The sequence below is a fragment of the Pseudomonas sp. SWRI99 genome (assembly GCF_014270125.1).
GTDB lineage: Bacteria > Pseudomonadota > Gammaproteobacteria > Pseudomonadales > Pseudomonadaceae > Aquipseudomonas > Aquipseudomonas hamedanensis.
In genome coordinates this window covers 123,823-141,710 of sequence record NZ_JABWQR010000013.1, presented here as the reverse complement: position 1 = coordinate 141,710, position 17,888 = coordinate 123,823, and the positions used below count along the sequence as shown (strand labels likewise).

At 57.8% G+C, this 17,888-nt stretch carries 15 protein-coding genes; 10 read left to right on the top strand and 5 right to left on the bottom strand.

Features of this window, described 5'->3' with window-relative positions:
* The first annotated feature begins 3 nt into the window (after nucleotides 1-3).
* Together gmhB and HU743_RS13080 are read left to right on the top strand one after the other, a co-directional pair.
* Complete coding sequence (gene gmhB / locus HU743_RS13085) at nucleotides 4-543, top strand: D-glycero-beta-D-manno-heptose 1,7-bisphosphate 7-phosphatase (RefSeq protein ID WP_186649029.1); 540 nt, start codon at nucleotides 4-6, stop codon at nucleotides 541-543.
* Between the two features lie 82 nt (nucleotides 544-625).
* Nucleotides 626-1,405, top strand: a complete 780-nt coding sequence (locus tag HU743_RS13080; protein WP_186546228.1) for a lysophospholipid acyltransferase family protein — start codon at nucleotides 626-628, stop codon at nucleotides 1,403-1,405.
* Nucleotides 1,406-1,571: 166 nt separating this feature from the next.
* Here the strand turns inward: HU743_RS13080 and HU743_RS13075 are convergent, their stop codons facing one another.
* On the bottom strand, nucleotides 1,572-3,104 hold the full coding sequence (locus HU743_RS13075; protein ID WP_186649027.1) for a HAMP domain-containing sensor histidine kinase: 1,533 nt from the start codon (nucleotides 3,102-3,104) through the stop codon (nucleotides 1,572-1,574).
* A 167-nt stretch (nucleotides 3,105-3,271) separates the two neighbouring features.
* Between HU743_RS13075 and HU743_RS13070 the strand changes: the two genes are divergently transcribed.
* On the top strand, nucleotides 3,272-3,991 hold the full coding sequence (locus tag HU743_RS13070) for a response regulator transcription factor (protein WP_186630795.1): 720 nt from the start codon (nucleotides 3,272-3,274) through the stop codon (nucleotides 3,989-3,991).
* Between the two features lie 103 nt (nucleotides 3,992-4,094).
* Here the strand turns inward: HU743_RS13070 and gyrB are convergent, their stop codons facing one another.
* The 4 genes from gyrB to dnaA are packed head-to-tail and all read right to left on the bottom strand — an operon-like array spanning nucleotide 4,095 to nucleotide 10,305.
* Nucleotides 4,095-6,512, bottom strand: coding sequence for a DNA topoisomerase (ATP-hydrolyzing) subunit B (gyrB, locus tag HU743_RS13065; RefSeq protein WP_186618848.1), 2,418 nt, complete (start codon nucleotides 6,510-6,512; stop codon nucleotides 4,095-4,097).
* A gap of 5 nt (nucleotides 6,513-6,517) precedes the next feature.
* Nucleotides 6,518-7,621, bottom strand: coding sequence for a DNA replication/repair protein RecF (gene recF / locus HU743_RS13060; protein ID WP_016772389.1), 1,104 nt, complete (start codon nucleotides 7,619-7,621; stop codon nucleotides 6,518-6,520).
* A 14-nt stretch (nucleotides 7,622-7,635) separates the two neighbouring features.
* Nucleotides 7,636-8,739, bottom strand: a complete 1,104-nt coding sequence (dnaN, locus tag HU743_RS13055) for a DNA polymerase III subunit beta (RefSeq protein WP_186546224.1) — start codon at nucleotides 8,737-8,739, stop codon at nucleotides 7,636-7,638.
* Nucleotides 8,740-8,778: 39 nt separating this feature from the next.
* Nucleotides 8,779-10,305 (bottom strand): chromosomal replication initiator protein DnaA, encoded by a 1,527-nt coding sequence (dnaA, locus tag HU743_RS13050; protein WP_186649025.1) that lies wholly within the window; start codon nucleotides 10,303-10,305, stop codon nucleotides 8,779-8,781.
* A 566-nt stretch (nucleotides 10,306-10,871) separates the two neighbouring features.
* Between dnaA and rpmH the strand changes: the two genes are divergently transcribed.
* The 7 genes from rpmH to rsmG all read left to right on the top strand — a co-directional run bounded on the left by rpmH (nucleotide 10,872) and on the right by rsmG (nucleotide 17,888).
* Nucleotides 10,872-11,006 (top strand): 50S ribosomal protein L34, encoded by a 135-nt coding sequence (rpmH, locus tag HU743_RS13045; protein ID WP_003213577.1) that lies wholly within the window; start codon nucleotides 10,872-10,874, stop codon nucleotides 11,004-11,006.
* 16 nt (nucleotides 11,007-11,022) lie between these two features.
* The gene (gene rnpA, locus HU743_RS13040) at nucleotides 11,023-11,424 is read left to right on the top strand and encodes a ribonuclease P protein component (protein WP_217844315.1); all 402 of its coding nucleotides are present in this window, start codon (nucleotides 11,023-11,025) and stop codon (nucleotides 11,422-11,424) included.
* The gene (gene yidD, locus HU743_RS13035; RefSeq protein WP_010465488.1) at nucleotides 11,417-11,662 is read left to right on the top strand and encodes a membrane protein insertion efficiency factor YidD; all 246 of its coding nucleotides are present in this window, start codon (nucleotides 11,417-11,419) and stop codon (nucleotides 11,660-11,662) included. The genes rnpA and yidD overlap by 8 nt, the downstream gene beginning before the upstream one ends.
* Nucleotides 11,663-11,664: 2 nt before the next feature.
* A complete protein-coding gene (gene yidC, locus HU743_RS13030; protein WP_186649023.1) occupies nucleotides 11,665-13,347 on the top strand; it encodes a membrane protein insertase YidC in 1,683 nt (560 codons plus the stop codon).
* Nucleotides 13,348-13,428: 81 nt separating this feature from the next.
* Complete coding sequence (gene mnmE / locus HU743_RS13025) at nucleotides 13,429-14,796, top strand: tRNA uridine-5-carboxymethylaminomethyl(34) synthesis GTPase MnmE (RefSeq protein WP_186649022.1); 1,368 nt, start codon at nucleotides 13,429-13,431, stop codon at nucleotides 14,794-14,796.
* A 552-nt stretch (nucleotides 14,797-15,348) separates the two neighbouring features.
* Nucleotides 15,349-17,247, top strand: coding sequence for a tRNA uridine-5-carboxymethylaminomethyl(34) synthesis enzyme MnmG (mnmG, locus tag HU743_RS13020; protein ID WP_186649020.1), 1,899 nt, complete (start codon nucleotides 15,349-15,351; stop codon nucleotides 17,245-17,247).
* Nucleotides 17,244-17,888 carry a 16S rRNA (guanine(527)-N(7))-methyltransferase RsmG gene (gene rsmG, locus HU743_RS13015; protein WP_186546220.1) on the top strand — a complete coding sequence of 215 codons (645 nt, stop codon included), beginning with the start codon at nucleotides 17,244-17,246 and terminating at the stop codon, nucleotides 17,886-17,888. Before mnmG ends, rsmG begins: the two co-directional genes overlap by 4 nt.

Below are 17,888 nucleotides of genomic sequence, written 5' to 3'. Positions count from 1 at the left end.
GGATTGCTGGTGAAACTGCTGATTCTCGATCGGGACGGAGTCATCAATTTCGACTCCGACGCTTACATCAAGTCGGTAGAGGAGTGGATTCCGCTGCCCGGCTCGATCGAAGCGATTGCGCAGTTGAGCAAGGCCGGCTGGACGGTGGCGGTGGCCACCAACCAGTCGGGCATTGCTCGCGGCTATTACGACCTCGCCACCCTCGAGGCCATGCACGCGCGCTTGCGCGAACTGGTCGCGGAACAGGGCGGCGAAGTCGGGCTGATCGTGTATTGCCCGCATGGTCCGGACGAGGGTTGCGATTGCCGCAAGCCGAAACCTGGGATGCTGAAAACTATCGCCGAGCATTACACCGTGCCATTGACCAACGTCTGGTTCGTCGGTGACAGCCTTGGTGACCTGGAGGCTGCCAAAGCCGTCGATTCACAGCCAGTTCTGGTGAAGACCGGAAAAGGCGCAAAGACTCAGGGCAAACCCCTGCCGGTTGGCACTCTGATTTTTGACGATCTGGCGGCGGTTGCCGCAGAACTTATCCACAAATAGAGTATTTCCGATTTCCTGACCAGGGATTGATCGGGAGTGCGCTTGAACAGTCGGGCATTGCCCCGTAACGGTAAACGTCACTATGTCGATACTGCGGGCCATCAGGATTTTTCTCTTTTACCTGCTGCTGGGCACCACTTCCCTGCTGTGGTGCACTTTGAGTTTTTTTATCGCGCCTTTTCTTTCGTTCAAGGCGCGTTATCGTTTTATCAATGTGTACTGGTGCCGCTGCGCCTTATGGTTGACCAAGGTATTTCTCGGTATCCGCTACGAAATCAAAGGCGCGGAAAACGTGCCAGACCGGCCCTGCGTGATTCAATCGAACCACCAGAGCACCTGGGAGACTTTTTTTCTCTCCGCTTATTTCTCGCCATTGAGCCAGGTGCTCAAGCGGGAACTGCTTTACGTGCCGTTCTTCGGCTGGGCCATGGCCATGCTGCGACCGATTGCGATCGACCGGGACAACCCGAAAGCCGCGCTCAAGCAAGTGGCGGCCAAGGGTGACGAGCTGCTCAAGGACAATGTCTGGGTGTTGATCTTCCCTGAAGGCACGCGCGTTCCTTTTGGCACTGTCGGCAAATTCTCACGCAGTGGCAGCGCATTGGCGGTGAATGCGGCGCTTCCGGTACTGCCGATTGCACACAATGCCGGCAAGTTCTGGCCGAAAATCGGTTGGGGCAAGAAGTCCGGCGTGATTACCGTGGTCATCGGTGAGCCGATGTACGCCGAAGGCACGGGTCCTCGTGCCATCGCCGAGTTGAACGACCGTGTGCAAGCGTGGAACGAAAAAACCCAGCGCGAAATGGGCTCGTTGCCAGCGGCCCCACAAGCCCCGGCTGCAACCGACCAGTTGGCTGTCTGAGATTTGTGGATAACCTGTGTACGGTTTCCTCGATAACGTCCTTGATACAGGCTTAACTAATTGATTTTCCTGTATATTTCTTGAACGACTAAACCACCGTAAAAGGTGCATAAGTTTTTTTCGGAAGTAAAAAAACCGGCTGATATAGCCGGTTTTTTTGCGCTCGTCATTCGGCGACCAATGGCAGGCCGAGTCGAAACGTCGTCCCATGATTAACCATGCTATGGCATTCAATCGTGCCGCCATGGTGATCGACCACAGCCTTGACCATCGACAGGCCCAAGCCGACGCCGTCGATGCCCTGCGCGGAAGAGAAACGCCGATACTGGCTGAACAGATCCGGCAACTCGTCGGCGGCGATGCCTTTGCCCTGATCCGTCAATTCGCAACACAGCCAGTCCTTTTCGCAACTGACGCGCAATTCAATCGATGTATCTGCCGGACTGTACTTGATCGCGTTTTCCAGCAGGTTAAACAACGCCCGGGTCAATAAGCCTTGATCCGCCATGATCAGCCGCTCCTGGCAGGCCTCATCAAGATCATGAAGCAGTTCGATGCGTTTCTGCCGAGCGATGGGCATCGCCTGGTCGAATACATCCAGCACCAGCATGGCGAACAGACTTGGCTGGAATTGATAGGCCTCGGACTCGGCCCTCGCCAGCAAGACAAAGCCATCGGTGAGTTCCAGCGCCCGGCGCACTTGACGCTCAATCTGCTCGAACAGCGGGGCGTCGGTGCCGGCCTCATGCCGATGCACATCCAGCAGCGCAAGAATCGCTGAATGCGGGGCACGCAAATCATGGGAAAGAAAGCGCAACAAAACCCCACGCTGCTCTTCGGCTGCGCGCTCGGCGCTCAGGTCGGTGAGGCTGAGCAACCAGCCGATCGGGGTGTCGCCGTCCACTGGCAGCAATGCTGCACGTTCCAGGCGCAGGCTTCGTTCGCGCAGGTCACGAAATTCAAGCAGGGGCAGGGCGGACAAGGCAGGGCGCGCACCTGTGGACAAGTCGGGATAGCCGAGCCGCGCCAGTTGTTCGAGAATGCCATCGCCCACCAATTCGCTGTCGAAGAGCTGCCGGGCCTTGCGATTGCCCAAAAGGATCTGCCCCTTCGGGTCACTGATCAGCGTCGCCACGGGCAAGTACTCCAGACCATCGGCGATGAAGCGACGCGTATCGCGCGTGCGGCTCATGGCTTGTTCAAGGGCCATGATTTGTCCTTGCAACCGATCAGCGCCGGTAAATTGTGTGCGTCGGCGTTCGGGGAACACTTTGGGTTCGCTGTCCAGCCGCGCCAGTTCCCAACCAAAATAGGTCAGTACCACGCTCAGGCGCCGCCAGTTCCAGATCAGATAACCGAACAACATGCCCAGCACAGCCGGTGTCGGCGACCACCAGCGCTGTATTTCGGCCAGACCGGCGCTGGCCGCCAGCGCACCGGCCATGCCGGTCAGCGTGATCCACAACGCCAATCGTGGACGCCACAGCAACAGCCCAAGCACACAGGCGACCAGCCCTGCCGAGAACAACGCTCCGATGATGGGCGCTATATCCCGCAGGTTGACCTGTGTGCGATACGACAACAGTGCAGTCAGCGGCAACAGCACTAGACTTATCCACAACCACTCGCGCACCAATTGCCGAAACAATCGCTGCACTTGGCTGGGCTCGCGGCTTTCACGTCGGCGCGGGTTAGACATGGCAAACAGGGCAGGGCAGTGGGAATGGTTTCATGGGCCACAGGTCAGAGACGTAGACCCAGGAATCATAGCGGACGTCGACCAATGTCGGGCTGCGGACTTTCATCGCGTTGATCGAAGCACTATCGTGCGAGACTCACCGCCCAAGCAACAAGGAATCGTCACCCATGCGCGTTGCCATTCTGGACGACGAGCCCGCCGAGTTACGGCGGGTCGAGCAAACCCTGCAGCAAATTGCCGATGCCGACGGACAGGTCTGGTCGCTGCACAGTTTCGAACGCGGCGAAGACCTGCTGCGTCAGCTGCGCAGGGAGACCTTCGACTTGCTGATCCTCGACTGGCAACTGCCCGACCTCACCGGCCTTGCGCTGCTGCGCTGGACTCGCGAACACATGGAAGCGCCCCCGGCGGCGATCATGCTCACCAGTCGCGATGGCGAAAACGATATCGTTCAGGCGTTGAATGCGGGTGCCGATGATTACGTCAGCAAGCCGTTTCGACCCAATGAACTGAAGGCCCGGGTGGCTGCCGTTTTGCGTCGGCACAGCCAGCAACGCACCGCCAGCGCCGAAGTGCTGAGCATTAATGACCTGACGTTTGACGATGCCGAGCTGACCGTAACCCGCGAGGGCAAGCCGATCGTCATGACCGAACGCGAGTACCGACTGGCCCGCTGCCTGTTCAGTAATCTGGGGCGGCCGTTGTCGCGGGATTATCTGTATGAGCGGTTCTGGCCGCACGAAGAAATGGCGTCGTCGAGACCGCTGGATACGCATATCTACCGCTTGCGCAACAAACTGGGGTTGACGGCTGATCGCGGTTGGCAGTTATTGACGATCTATGGGTATGGGTATCGATTGGAGAGTGTGGCGGGAGCTGCCGAATAACGCGACAGGACGCAGGCTGGGCAACGCTGGCACAACTGCGATCTTTTGATCCGCCAACAAAAAGGCCAACGCAATGCGTTGGCCTTTTTTTATGCAACCCTGATCAGAAATCCAGGTTGGAAACCGCCAGCGCATTGCTCTCGATGAAGTCCCGGCGAGGTTCGACCGCATCACCCATCAGGGTGTTGAAGATCTGGTCTGCGCCGATGGCGTCTTCGATGGTGACCTTCAGCATGCGACGCACGCTTGGGTCCATGGTGGTTTCCCACAGCTGATCCGGGTTCATTTCGCCCAGACCTTTGTATCGCTGGATAGTGTGGCGCTTGGTGCTTTCGGCCATCAGCCAGTCCAGGGCTTCCTTGAACTCGGTGACGGCTTTCTTGCGCTCGCCACGCTGGATGTACGCGCCTTCGTCGAGCAGGGTGCTCAGTTGCGCGCCAAGCGTAACAACGGTTTTGTAGTCGTTGCTGCCGAAGAAGTCGCGGTTGAAGGTGACGTAGTTCGACAGGCCGTGGGAGATCAGTTCGACCTCTGGCAGCCATACGCCACGTTCACGGTCCTCGCGCAGGCTGGCCTTGTAGACCAGACCCGACTTCTCGTTGGTGCGCAGGCGTACTTCGTACTGGGCCAGCCACTCTTGCATCGCCGCGTGGTCGCCAAGCTTTTCAAGGCTGACGGCCGGCAGGTAGATGAAGTGTTCGGTCAGTTCCTGCGGGTACAGGCGCGACAGACGCTTGAGGGTCTTCATCACCATGCGGAAATCGTTCACCAGACGTTCCAGCGCTTCACCGGAAATGCCCGGAGCGTCTTCGTTCAGGTGCAGGCTCGCATCTTCCAGGGCCGACTGCGTCATGTACTCTTCCATGGCGTCGTCGTCTTTGATGTATTGCTCTTGCTTGCCTTTCTTGACCTTGTACAGCGGCGGCTGGGCGATGTAGATGTAGCCGCGCTCGATCAACTCCGGCAACTGACGGAAGAAGAAGGTCAGCAGCAGGGTACGGATGTGCGAACCGTCGACGTCAGCATCGGTCATGATGATGATGTTGTGATAACGCAGCTTGTCGATGTTGTATTCTTCGCGGCCGATGCCGCAGCCCAGCGCGGTGATCAGCGTGCCCACTTCCTGGGACGAGATCATCTTGTCGAAACGGGCTTTCTCGACGTTGAGGATCTTGCCCTTCAACGGCAGGATCGCCTGGGTCTTGCGGTTACGTCCCTGCTTGGCAGAGCCGCCCGCGGAGTCACCTTCCACCAGGTACAGTTCGGACAGCGCCGGGTCTTTTTCCTGGCAGTCAGCGAGCTTGCCCGGCAGGCCGGCGATGTCCAGCGCGCCTTTGCGGCGGGTCATCTCACGGGCCTTGCGCGCGGCTTCACGGGCACGGGCGGCGTCGATCATCTTGCCGACGACCAGCTTGGCTTCGTTGGGGTTTTCCAGGAGGAAGTCGGAGAAGTACTTGCCCATTTCCTGTTCCACTGCGGTCTTCACTTCGGAAGACACCAGCTTGTCTTTAGTCTGGGAGCTGAACTTCGGATCCGGCACCTTCACCGAAATGATCGCGGTCAGGCCTTCGCGGGCATCGTCACCGGTGGTGGCGACCTTGTGCTTCTTCGCCAGACCTTCCTGCTCGATGTAGTTATTCAGGTTACGCGTCAGCGCCGAACGGAAGCCCACCAGGTGGGTGCCGCCGTCGCGCTGCGGAATGTTGTTGGTGAAGCACAACAGGTTCTCGTTGAAGCTGTCGTTCCACTGCAGGGCGATTTCCACGCCGATGCCGTCTTCGCGCTGGATGTTGAAGTGGAACACCTGATTGACCGCAGTCTTGTTGGTGTTCAGGTATTCAACGAACGCACGCAGGCCGCCTTCGTATTTGAACAGCTCTTCCTTGCCGCTGCGTTCGTCCTTGAGGACGATGCCGACACCGGAATTGAGGAAGGACAGTTCACGAATGCGCTTGGCGAGGATGTCCCAGCTGAAGTGAATGTTCTTGAAGGTCTCGCTGGAAGCCTTGAAGTGAATCTGCGTACCGGTGGTCTCGCTGTCGCCAACGATGGCCATCGGTGCCTGAGGCACGCCGTGGACGTAGGTCTGTTCCCAGATCTTGCCGCTGCGGCGAACGGTCAGTACCAGCTGTTCCGACAATGCGTTCACTACCGACACACCTACACCGTGCAGACCGCCGGAGACCTTGTAGGAGTTGTCGTCGAACTTACCGCCCGCGTGGAGGACAGTCATGATGACCTCGGCGGCAGAAACGCCTTCCTCTTTGTGCACGTCTACCGGGATGCCACGACCGTTGTCTTTAACGGTGATGGACTCGTCCGGATGGATGATGATGCTGATGTCGTCGCAATGGCCGGCGAGGGCTTCGTCGATCGAGTTGTCGACCACCTCGAACACCATATGGTGCAGACCGCTGCCATCATCGGTGTCACCAATGTACATACCGGGACGTTTGCGTACGGCATCCAGGCCTTTCAGCACTTTAATGCTCGTTGAGTCGTACGTATTTTCTTCGCTCAATGCCTTCACTCCCGATGGTCGTGGGTCTGGGTGATACGGCCCTGTTCCACGTGGAACAGAGCGACTGGCGTTTCCGTCTGCCAGCCTTCCCTCAATAATTCGTGATCTACACAGGTGATGAAAACCTGGCAGCGTAAGTCTTCCAGCAAGCGGCACAGCGCACGGCGGTGACTCTCGTCCAACTCGGACGGCAAGTCATCCACCAGATAAATACACTGACCGCGGCGGGCCTGGCTGACCAGATGCCCTTGGGCAATCCGCAGTGCACAGACCACCAACTTTTGCTGACCCCGCGACAAGATGTCCGCGGCGTTGTGTGCGCCCAATCTGAGACGCAAATCAGCCCGTTGCGGTCCGGCCTGGGTATGGCCCATTTGCTGATCCCGTTGCACGGAACCGGCGAGTACGGCGCTCAATTCCCGGTCTTTGTCCCAGCCTCGGTAATAGCTGAGCGTCAAACCCTCGAGCTCAACCAGTTCGCTCAAGGTCTGTTCGAAGACCGGTTTCAAGGCTGTGATGTAAGCGCGGCGGTATTCATCGATTTCAGCGCTGGCCTGGCACAGTTCCCTGTCCCAAACCGCTTGCGAAACGGCGTCAAGTGTACCATGCCGCAGCCAGGAGTTTCTCTGGCGCAAGGCCTTCTGCAAACGCTGCCAGGTTGCCATGAAACGCGGTTCGACGTGGAACACGCCCCAGTCGAGAAACTGCCGGCGAATCTTCGGCGCACCTTCCAGCAGACGAAAGCTGTCCGGGTTGATCAACTGCAGCGGCAGGATCTCCGCCAGTTGCGCAGCGCTACGGGCATTCTGGCCGTCGATGCGGATCTGGAATTCGCCCTGACGGTCGCGGGAAATCCCCAACGCGCTATGCCCGCCCTCAGCCAGTTCAACCTGGCCGAATACGGTGCAGGCCAATTGTTCGTACTGGATGACCGGCAACAGCCGCGTGCTACGAAACGAACGGGCAAGCCCCAGCAGGTGTATGGCTTCCAGAACACTGGTTTTGCCGCTGCCGTTGGCGCCGTAAAGAATATTGATGCGGGGAGAGGGGGAGAAGGTCACCGGGTGCAGATTGCGCACCGCGGTGACCGAAACACGACTTAAGGACATCCAGATTCAGCTGATTACAGACGCATCGGCATGACAACGTAAGCCGAATCGTCATTGTCGGACTCTTGCACCAGCGCACTGCTGTTGGAGTCGGACAGGATCAGGCGAACCTGCTCGGTGGTCATCACGCCCAGCACGTCGAGCAGGTAGCTGACGTTGAAGCCGATTTCCAGGGAGCCGCCGTTGTATTCAACGCCCACTTCTTCTTCCGCTTCTTCCTGCTCCGGGTTGTTGGCCTGGATCTTCAACTGACCGCTGGCCAATTGCAGACGGATGCCGCGGTACTTCTCGTTGGACAGGATCGCGGTGCGGCTGAACGCTTCGCGCAGCGCCTGACGATCGCCCAGCACCAGCTTGTCGCCGCCCTTCGGCAGTACGCGCTCGTAGTCCGGGAATTTGCCGTCGACCAGTTTCGAGGTGAAGGTGAATTCACCCGTGGTCGCGCGGATGTGGTGCTGACCCAGGACAATGCTGACATTGCCGTCCGGTTCGGTGAGCAGACGCGCCAGTTCGAGGATACCCTTGCGTGGCACGATGACCTGGTGGCGATCCGGCTGACCGATATCGGCCTGCATCGAGCACATGGCGAGACGGTGACCGTCGGTGGCCACAGCGCGGATGATGCCGGCGGAAACCTCCAGCAACATGCCGTTGAGGTAATAACGCACGTCCTGCTGGGCCATGGCGAAGCTGGTGCGCTCGATCAACCGGCGCAGCTTGCTCTGCTCCAGGCTGCAGGTCAGCGAACCCGGACCTTCTTCGACAGTCGGGAAATCGTTGGCCGGCAAGGTCGACAGAGTGAAACGACTGCGACCGGCCTTCACCACCAGCTTCTGCTCGTCGACCTTGATGTCGATCAGCGCATCGTTGGGCAGGCTTTTGCAGATGTCCATCAGCTTGCGAGCAGGCACGGTGATGGAGCCTGTTTCAGCCGGCTCTTCAAGTTGCACACGACCGACCAGTTCGACTTCAAGGTCGGTACCGGTCAGCGACAGTTGCTGGCCTTCGACAACCAGCAGCACGTTGGAGAGTACCGGCAAGGTCTGTCGGCGCTCGACAACGCCTGCGACCAGTTGCAGGGGTTTCAACAGGGCTTCGCGTTGAATGGTGAAATGCATGGTCTAGTCCCTTGCCTTAATAAGCTGCGCTGGTGTTCATCAAGTGGTCAGTGTACGCAGCAGGTTCTTGTAGTCCTCGCGGATGTCCGCGTCGGATTCCTTAAGTTCGTTGATCTTGCGGCAGGCGTGCAACACGGTGGTGTGATCGCGGCCGCCAAACACATCGCCGATTTCCGGCAGGCTGTGGTTGGTCAGCTCCTTGGACAAGGCCATGGCCACCTGACGCGGACGAGCCACCGAGCGCGAACGGCGCTTGGACAGCAGGTCGGAGATCTTGATTTTGTAGTATTCGGCGACCGTGCGCTGAATGTTATCCACAGAGACCAGCTTGTCTTGCAACGCCAGCAGGTCTTTCAGCGATTCGCGAATCAACTCGATGGTGATGTCGCGCCCCATGAAGTGCGAGTGGGCAATCACGCGTTTCAGCGCGCCTTCCAGTTCACGGACATTGGAACGGATACGCTGGGCAATGAAGAACGCAGCGTCATGGGGCAGCTCGACTTTGGCCTGGTCGGCCTTTTTCATCAGGATCGCCACACGGGTTTCCAGCTCTGGTGGCTCGACGGCCACCGTCAGCCCCCAGCCGAACCGGGACTTGAGGCGCTCTTCAAGGCCTTCGATTTCTTTCGGGTAGCGGTCACTGGTAAGAATGACTTGCTGACCGCCTTCAAGCAAAGCGTTGAAGGTGTGGAAAAACTCTTCCTGCGAGCGCTCTTTGCGGGCGAAGAACTGAATATCGTCGATCAGCAAGGCGTCCACCGATCGGTAGAAGCGCTTGAACTCGTTGATCGCATTCAGTTGCAGCGCCTTGACCATGTCAGCGACGAAACGCTCGGAATGCAGGTACACGACCTTGGCATTCGGGTTCTTCTTTAATAGATGGTTACCCACCGCATGCATCAAGTGGGTCTTACCCAGGCCGACGCCACCATAAAGGAAGAGTGGGTTGTAGCCGTGCTTGGGGTTGTCCGCCACTTGCCAGGCCGCCGCACGGGCGAGCTGGTTGGATTTACCCTCGACGAAATTTTCAAAGGTAAACGTGCGGTTCAGGTAGCTGGTGTGCTTGAGCGCGCCTTCCACCTGGACCGTGCGCTGTTCAGCGCGGACCGGGGCCTGTTGCGAAGCGGCGCCGGACATGGGGTCGAAACTGTCGCGAGACGGTTCATCGCTGACTTCGGGGCTTTTCTGCGTCGAGCGCTTGGCGGCCGGGGCTGGCGTCTGAGCTGGCGCCGGCGCGCTTAACGGCGCGGCATTGGCCTGAGCCTGGGACACCTGCGCGGCAGCCAGCGGCGCATTCGGCGCGGCACGCGGAGCGGAACTGCGTTTGCTGCCTATTAATAAGGAGAGCGCCGGCGCCATGCCGTTGCCATGCTCATCCAGCAGTTCAAGGACGCGCCCCAGGTACTTTTCATTGACCCAGTCGAGCACAAAACGGTTCGGTGCGTAGACGCGCAACTCGTCGCCTTCGGCTTCGACCTGTAGTGGACGGATCCAGGTGTTGAATTGTTGGGCAGGCAGCTCCTCGCGCAAAAGCTCCACGCACTGCTGCCAAAGTTCCACTGACACGGATATCCCCTAAGTTGAAAGCCGGTGAGGCAAAAACAAGCGGCCATTGTAGCGGCGAGCGGTTCACTTATCCACATGCAGGTTGCCCGCCGACCATGATTTATCAATGCCTTAAGTGATGAAAAAGCGACCAACGGCGTGTGCATAAGGTCTGTGGATAACCCCGACTGAGCTCACTGGACAACTGGGGGTTGAACTCGGTGGATAACCTGCCTGTGGATAAACAGCCATTCCACGCACAGCTTATCCGACAGCGCAGCACAGGCTTGTCACCGCTTACCACGGTAGTTGTCATTCTCTGTACACCTTGTATTCAAAGGCCTGATGGTACTTATCCACAGATGAAGGCAGGTCTAGCTTTTATAAGCTTTACAGAAAAGCTTTAAATAATTCCCTTCTTTATTTTTATGTATACCGGGCAGGTGTTCTGGCAAAGACGAGCCCCGGATCTATTTATAAGGAAACGCTGGTTGGAAATTGACCTGAAGGCTTGCTTTCTCTAGAATCCCCGGTCTCTTAAAACGGGGGCCATTCCGGCCCGTTGTGGACGAACCAGGTAACACGACATGAAACGTACTTTCCAACCAAGCACTATCAAACGCGCTCGTACCCACGGTTTCCGTGCTCGCATGGCTACCAAGAACGGCCGCGCAGTCCTGTCGCGTCGTCGCGCCAAAGGTCGTGCGCGTCTGGCAGTTTGATAATCCGGTACTGGAGGTGAGTCAGGACTTCAGTCGGGAAAAGCGTCTGCTTACTCCCCGGCATTTCAAGGCAGTCTTTGACTCCCCTACCGGCAAGGTTCCGGGGAAAAATCTCCTGCTCCTTGCACGCAACAACGATCTCGATCACCCCCGTCTCGGGCTGGTTATCGGGAAAAAGAGCGTAAAGCTCTCCGTTGAGCGCAATCGCCTCAAACGTCTGATGCGCGAATCGTTCCGTCTGCACCAGGATTCACTGGTCGGCTGGGATATCGTTATCGTCGCGCGCAAAGGTTTGGGTGATGTAGAAAACCCCGAATTGATTCAGCATTTCGGCAAACTCTGGAAGCGTCTGGCACGCAGCAAGCCCGTTCCGGCAGTCAAAACCGAAACTGTAGGGGTAGACAGTACCGATGCGTAAACTGGCCCTCGTTCCGATCCAGTTTTATCGCTATGCCATTAGTCCTTTAATGGCCAGCCACTGTCGTTTCTACCCCAGCTGTTCCTGCTACGCGTATGAAGCCATTGAAAATCATGGCCTTCTGCGCGGTGGCTGGCTGACCTTTCGTCGTTTAGGTCGCTGTCATCCGTGGAATCCCGGTGGTTATGACCCGGTTCCACCTATCCCTACCTCCCGTTCTTCTTCGATGGCCGAGTAATCATGGATATCAAACGCACGATCCTGATCGTCGCCCTGGCAATCGTGTCCTACGTCATGGTTCTTAAATGGAACCAGGACTATGGCCAGGCTGCCCTGCCGACTCAGAATGTTGCTTCCAGTACGACTACATCCGGTTTGCCGGACACCGCCACAGGCACTAATGCTGCTGCCAGTGACGATATTCCGCGTGCCGCCAGCGATACCAGCGCACCTGCCGAAACGCCGGTCGCCGCCAGCAAGGATCTGATCCAGATCAAGACCGACGTGCTCGATCTGGCGATCGATCCACAAGGTGGCGACGTTGCCCAACTGACTCTGCCGCTGTATCCGCGTCGTCAGGATCGTCCTGATGTGCCGTTCCAGCTGTTCGATAACGGTGGCGAGCGTGTTTATCTGGCACAAAGCGGTCTGATCGGCACCAACGGCCCGGATGCAAACCCGGCCGGTCGTCCGGTTTACTCCTCGGAGAAGAAGACTTATCAACTGGCTGACGGTCAGGACCAACTGGTCGTTGACCTGAAATTCAGCAAGGACGGCGTCAACTACATCAAGCGTTTCACGCTGAAACGCGGCCTGTACGACGTAGCCGTTTCCTACATTGTGGATAACCAGAGCGCTCAGCCCTGGAACGGCGCAATGTTTGCCCAGTTGAAGCGCGACGCCAGCGCTGATCCTTCGTCGACTACGGCCACCGGTACCGCGACTTATCTGGGCGCTGCCCTGTGGACAATTTCGGAGCCGTACAAGAAAGTCTCCATGAAGGACATGGACAAGGCGCAGCTCAAGGAAACCGTCACCGGTGGTTGGGTGGCCTGGCTGCAACACTACTTCGTGACCGCGTGGATTCCGGCGAAGGGCGAGAACAATATCGTCCAGACCCGTAAAGACAGCAAAGGCAACTACATCATCGGTTACACCGGTCCGACGTTGACCGCTGCTCCGGGTGCCAAGGTTGAAACCAGCGCTGTGCTGTACGCCGGCCCGAAAAGCCAGGCCGTGCTGAAAGAGTTGTCCCCAGGTCTGGAACTGACCGTCGACTACGGCATTCTGTGGTTCATTGCCCAGCCGATCTTCTGGCTGCTGCAACATATCCACGCCATTGTCGGTAACTGGGGCTGGTCGATCATCTTCCTGACCATGCTGATCAAAGGGATCTTCTTCCCGCTGTCGGCCGCCAGCTACAAATCGATGGCGCGCATGCGTGCCGTGGCGCCGAAACTGGCTGCACTGAAAGAGCAACATGGCGATGACCGGCAGAAAATGTCGCAAGCCATGATGGAGCTGTACAAGAAAGAGAAGATCAACCCGCTGGGCGGCTGCTTGCCGATCCTGGTGCAGATGCCGGTTTTCCTTTCGCTGTACTGGGTGCTGCTGGAAAGCGTGGAAATGCGCCAGGCGCCGTTCATGCTGTGGATCACTGACCTGTCGATCAAGGATCCGTTCTTCATTCTGCCGATCATCATGGGCGCAACCATGTTTATCCAGCAGCAGCTGAACCCGACACCTCCGGATCCGATGCAGGCGAAGGTCATGAAAATGATGCCAATCATCTTCACCTTCTTCTTCCTGTGGTTCCCGGCCGGTCTGGTGCTGTACTGGGTGGTGAACAACTGCCTGTCGATTGCACAGCAGTGGTACATCACGCGTAAGATCGAAGCGGCGACGAAGAAAGCCGAGGCGTAACTTGCACTGTGGATAACACCACTCAAAACGCCCCCTAGTGGGGCGTTTTGCTATCTGCCACTTTTGTCTGGATTCCGGTTTATGAGCACACCTCGTGAAACCATTGCCGCTGTCGCCACCGCCCAAGGTCGCGGCGGTGTGGGCATCGTCCGTATTTCCGGGCCGTTGGCCAGCGTGGCGGCGAAAGCCATCAGCGGCCGCGAACTTAAACCGCGTTACGCACATTACGGTCCATTTTTCAGTGATGGTCAGCAGGTGCTTGATGAAGGTCTGGCCCTATATTTCCCCGGGCCGAACTCGTTCACCGGCGAAGACGTGCTGGAACTGCAGGGCCATGGCGGTCCGATCGTTCTGGACATGCTGCTCAAGCGCTGCCTGGAACTGGGCTGTCGTTTGGCGCGGCCGGGGGAATTCAGCGAGCGGGCGTTCCTCAATGACAAACTCGATCTGGCTCAGGCCGAGGCGATTGCCGATTTGATCGAGGCCAGTTCTGCCCAGGCTGCGCGTAACGCTTTGCGTTCATTGCAGGGCGCGTTTTCCCAGCGTGTGCATAACCTGACCGAACAGCTGATCGGCCTGCGTATTTACGTCGAGGCCGCCATCGACTTCCCGGAAGAGGAAATCGACTTTCTCGCCGATGGCCATGTTCTGAGCATGCTCGACAAGGTGCGTGACGAGTTATCCACAGTCCTCCGCGAAGCCGGGCAGGGTGCCTTGTTGCGCGACGGCATGACCGTGGTCATTGCCGGCCGGCCGAACGCCGGCAAATCGAGTCTGCTCAATGCCCTGGCGGGTCGCGAAGCAGCGATCGTGACCGAAATCGCCGGCACGACCCGGGATATCCTGCGCGAACATATCCACATCGATGGTATGCCGCTGCACGTTGTCGACACCGCAGGCCTTCGTGATACCGACGATCATGTGGAAAAGATCGGCGTCGAGCGCGCATTGAAGGCTATCGGTGAAGCGGACCGCGTTTTGTTGGTCGTCGATGCAACCGCACCGGAAGCGCTGGATCCGTTTGCACTTTGGCCAGAATTCCTGGAAACCCGACCAGATCCGGCAAAAGTTACCCTGATCCGCAACAAAGCGGACCTGACGGGTGAAGCAATTACCCTGGAAACCAGTGAGGATGGCCATGTGACGATCAGTCTCAGCGCCAAGTCCGCCGAAGGACTGGATCTGCTGCGCGACCATCTCAAGGCCTGCATGGGTTACGAGCAGACTTCAGAGAGCAGCTTCAGCGCACGCCGTCGGCACCTCGAAGCGTTGCGTCACGCCAGTACGGCGCTGGAACACGGCCGTGCGCAGTTGACCCTGGCAGGCGCGGGAGAACTGCTGGCCGAGGACTTGCGCCAGGCTCAGCATTCCCTGGGGGAAATCACTGGCGCGTTTAGCTCTGATGATCTGTTGGGAAGGATCTTTTCCAGCTTCTGCATCGGCAAATAGTCCCTTCGCTACTCCCGGCAGGTCCGCTCGCGACCTGCCATCTCCCTTCTCAGCATTATTTTCGCTCGCTGTTTGTCTGACTTTTCGGTCCCGACAAGGATTTTCTGCGTCTGCGATTCCCCTTTTCAGTCAATATCTGTGGATTAAGCCCTGTGAATAACTGCCGCTAAGGTCGGTTGATAACAGGGCCTGAAAACTGGACATAACCCCGCCTGTGGATAACAACCTCTTTCATCCACAGGCTTACACCGGTTATCCAAGCCCCTCACTGGCACATGGTCACAGGGTTTTGAAACTCTGTACATATTGAATAATAAGGCCTACAGCGATCTATCCACAGAATTTCTGCCCAGTAAGAATAAACATAAAAACAAAGGTTTTATAAATTTCTCTCTTTTTTATTCTATTAATCTCGAGTTCTCCACAGCTGGTTAAATTTTGTGCAAAGGGTTCTTTAGGAAGGGCGAAGTCCCTATACTTGTCGACCAGGTCCAGAAACCTGATCTCAAACTAATTCCTGAATGACCTACATAAGCAGGCACGAGGTGCGTGGTGGATTTCCCTTCCCGTTTTGAAGTGATCGTCATCGGCGGCGGTCATGCCGGTACCGAGGCAGCACTGGCCTCAGCACGTATGGGAGCAAAAACCCTGTTGCTGACGCATAACGTGGAAACCCTCGGTGCAATGAGTTGCAACCCGGCCATTGGTGGCATTGGCAAAAGCCATCTGGTCAAGGAAATCGATGCCCTCGGCGGCGCGATGGCCATGGCCACCGATAAGGGCGGTATCCAGTTTCGCGTGTTGAACAGCCGCAAAGGCCCCGCCGTACGGGCGACCCGTGCGCAAGCCGACCGGATTTTGTACAAAGCCGCTGTCCGCGAAATCCTCGAAAACCAGCCGAACCTGTGGATATTTCAACAGGCTGCTGATGACTTGATCGTTGAGCAGGACCAGGTGCGCGGCGTTGTCACTCAAATGGGTCTGCGTTTCTTGGCCGATTCCGTGGTGTTGACCACCGGCACGTTCCTCGGTGGACTTATCCACATCGGTTTGCAGAATTTTTCCGGCGGCCGTGCTGGTGATCCGCCATCCATCGCTCTGGCCCACCGTCTGCGTGAGTTGCCATTGCGGGTAGGCCGCTTGAAAACCGGTACGCCGCCGCGCATTGACGGCAAGTCTGTGGATTTCTCGGTGATGACCGAGCAACCTGGCGATACGCCGATCCCGGTGATGTCGTTCATGGGCAACAAGGAGCAGCATCCGCGGCAAGTCAGTTGCTGGATCACGCATACCAACGCCCGCACCCACGAAATCATCGCGGCGAACCTCGACCGTTCGCCGATGTACTCGGCTGCCGGTGAAATCGAAGGCGTCGGCCCGCGTTATTGCCCGTCGATCGAAGACAAGATCCACCGCTTTGCCGACAAGGAAAGCCATCAGGTATTCATCGAACCGGAAGGTCTGACTACCCATGAGTTGTATCCGAACGGGATATCCACAAGCTTGCCGTTCGACGTGCAATTGCAGATCGTGCAATCGATCCGCGGCATGGAAAACGCGCACATCGTGCGTCCGGGTTATGCGATCGAGTACGACTATTTCGATCCGCGCGATCTGAAGTACAGCCTCGAAACCAAAGTCATCGCCGGTCTGTTCTTCGCCGGGCAGATCAACGGCACCACCGGTTACGAAGAAGCCGGCGCCCAGGGTTTGCTCGCGGGGGCCAATGCCGCGTTGCGCGCCAAAGGCAAGGAAGCCTGGTGCCCGCGCCGCGATGAGGCGTACATCGGTGTGTTGGTCGACGACCTGATCACCCTCGGTACCCAAGAGCCGTACCGCATGTTCACGTCCCGTGCCGAGTACCGCCTGATCCTGCGTGAGGACAACGCCGACCTGCGTCTGACCGAAAAAGGTCGCGAGCTCGGCCTGGTCGATGACGCGCGTTGGGCGGCCTTCTGCAAAAAACGCGAGAGCATCGAGCTCGAAGAACAGCGTCTGAAAAGCACTTGGGTGCGTCCGGGCACGCCGCAGGGCGAAGCGATTGCGGCAAAATTCGGCACACCGCTGACCCACGAATACAACCTGCTCAATCTCTTGAGTCGTCCGGAAATCGACTACGCTGGTCTGGTCGAAGTGACCGGGCAGGGCGCAGAGGATCCACAGGTCGCCGAGCAGGTCGAGATCAAGACCAAATACGCCGGTTACATCGACCGTCAGCAGGACGAAATCGCCCGTCTGCGCGCCAGTGAAGACACGAAACTGCCTGTGGATATCGATTACACCAACATTTCCGGTCTCTCCAAGGAGATCCAGAGCAAGCTCGGTGCAACGCGTCCAGAGACGCTGGGCCAGGCTTCGCGGATTCCGGGTGTAACCCCGGCGGCGATTTCGCTGCTGATGATTCATTTGAAAAAACGCGGCGCGGGCCGTCAGTTGGAGCAAAGCGCTTGAGTTCTAAGGTCACTTCGCAGCACGCCGAAGAGTTATCCACAGGAGCCCGCGCGCTCGGTGTCCATCTGACGGAAACCCAGCATGAATTGCTGCTGGGTTACCTGGCCCTGTTGATCAAATGGAACCAGGCCTACAACCTGACCGCTGTGCGCGATCCGGATGAAATGGTTTCTCGTCACTTGCTCGACAGCCTCAGCGTGATGTCGTTTATCGAAAACGGCCGTTGGCTCGATGTCGGCAGTGGCGGCGGCATGCCCGGTATCCCGCTGGCGATCCTGTATCCGGACTCGCAAGTGACCTGTCTGGACAGTAACGGCAAGAAAACCCGCTTCCTGACTCAGGTCAAACTCGAACTGAAACTGGATAACCTGCAAGTTATCCACAGTCGTGTCGAAGCGTTCCAGCCTGATCAGCCGTTCAACGGGATCATTTCCCGGGCGTTCAGCAGCATGGAAAACTTCACCCACTGGACGCGTCACTTGGGCGATGCCAATACACGCTGGCTGGCAATGAAGGGCGTTCATCCGGCCGATGAGCTGGTAGCATTGCCGGCAGACTTCAAACTCGATAGCGAACACGCCCTGGCCGTACCCGGTTGCCAAGGCCAACGCCATCTGCTGATACTGCGCCGCACGGCATGA

Bases quoted from the DNA above. Each gene is read 5' to 3' on its own strand.
- HU743_RS13080 (WP_186546228.1), top strand. From the start codon at position 626: ATGTCGATACTGCGGGCCATCAGGATTTTTCTCTTTTACCTGCTGCTG.
- yidD (WP_010465488.1), top strand. From the start codon at position 11,417: ATGCGTAAACTGGCCCTCGTTCCGATCCAGTTTTATCGCTATGCCATT.
- HU743_RS13075 (WP_186649027.1), bottom strand. From the start codon at position 3,104: ATGTCTAACCCGCGCCGACGTGAAAGCCGCGAGCCCAGCCAAGTGCAG.
- HU743_RS13070 (WP_186630795.1), top strand. From the start codon at position 3,272: ATGCGCGTTGCCATTCTGGACGACGAGCCCGCCGAGTTACGGCGGGTC.
- mnmE (WP_186649022.1), top strand. From the start codon at position 13,429: ATGAGCACACCTCGTGAAACCATTGCCGCTGTCGCCACCGCCCAAGGT.
- yidC (WP_186649023.1), top strand. From the start codon at position 11,665: ATGGATATCAAACGCACGATCCTGATCGTCGCCCTGGCAATCGTGTCC.
- dnaN (WP_186546224.1), bottom strand. From the start codon at position 8,739: ATGCATTTCACCATTCAACGCGAAGCCCTGTTGAAACCCCTGCAACTG.
- recF (WP_016772389.1), bottom strand. From the start codon at position 7,621: ATGTCCTTAAGTCGTGTTTCGGTCACCGCGGTGCGCAATCTGCACCCG.
- rpmH (WP_003213577.1), top strand. From the start codon at position 10,872: ATGAAACGTACTTTCCAACCAAGCACTATCAAACGCGCTCGTACCCAC.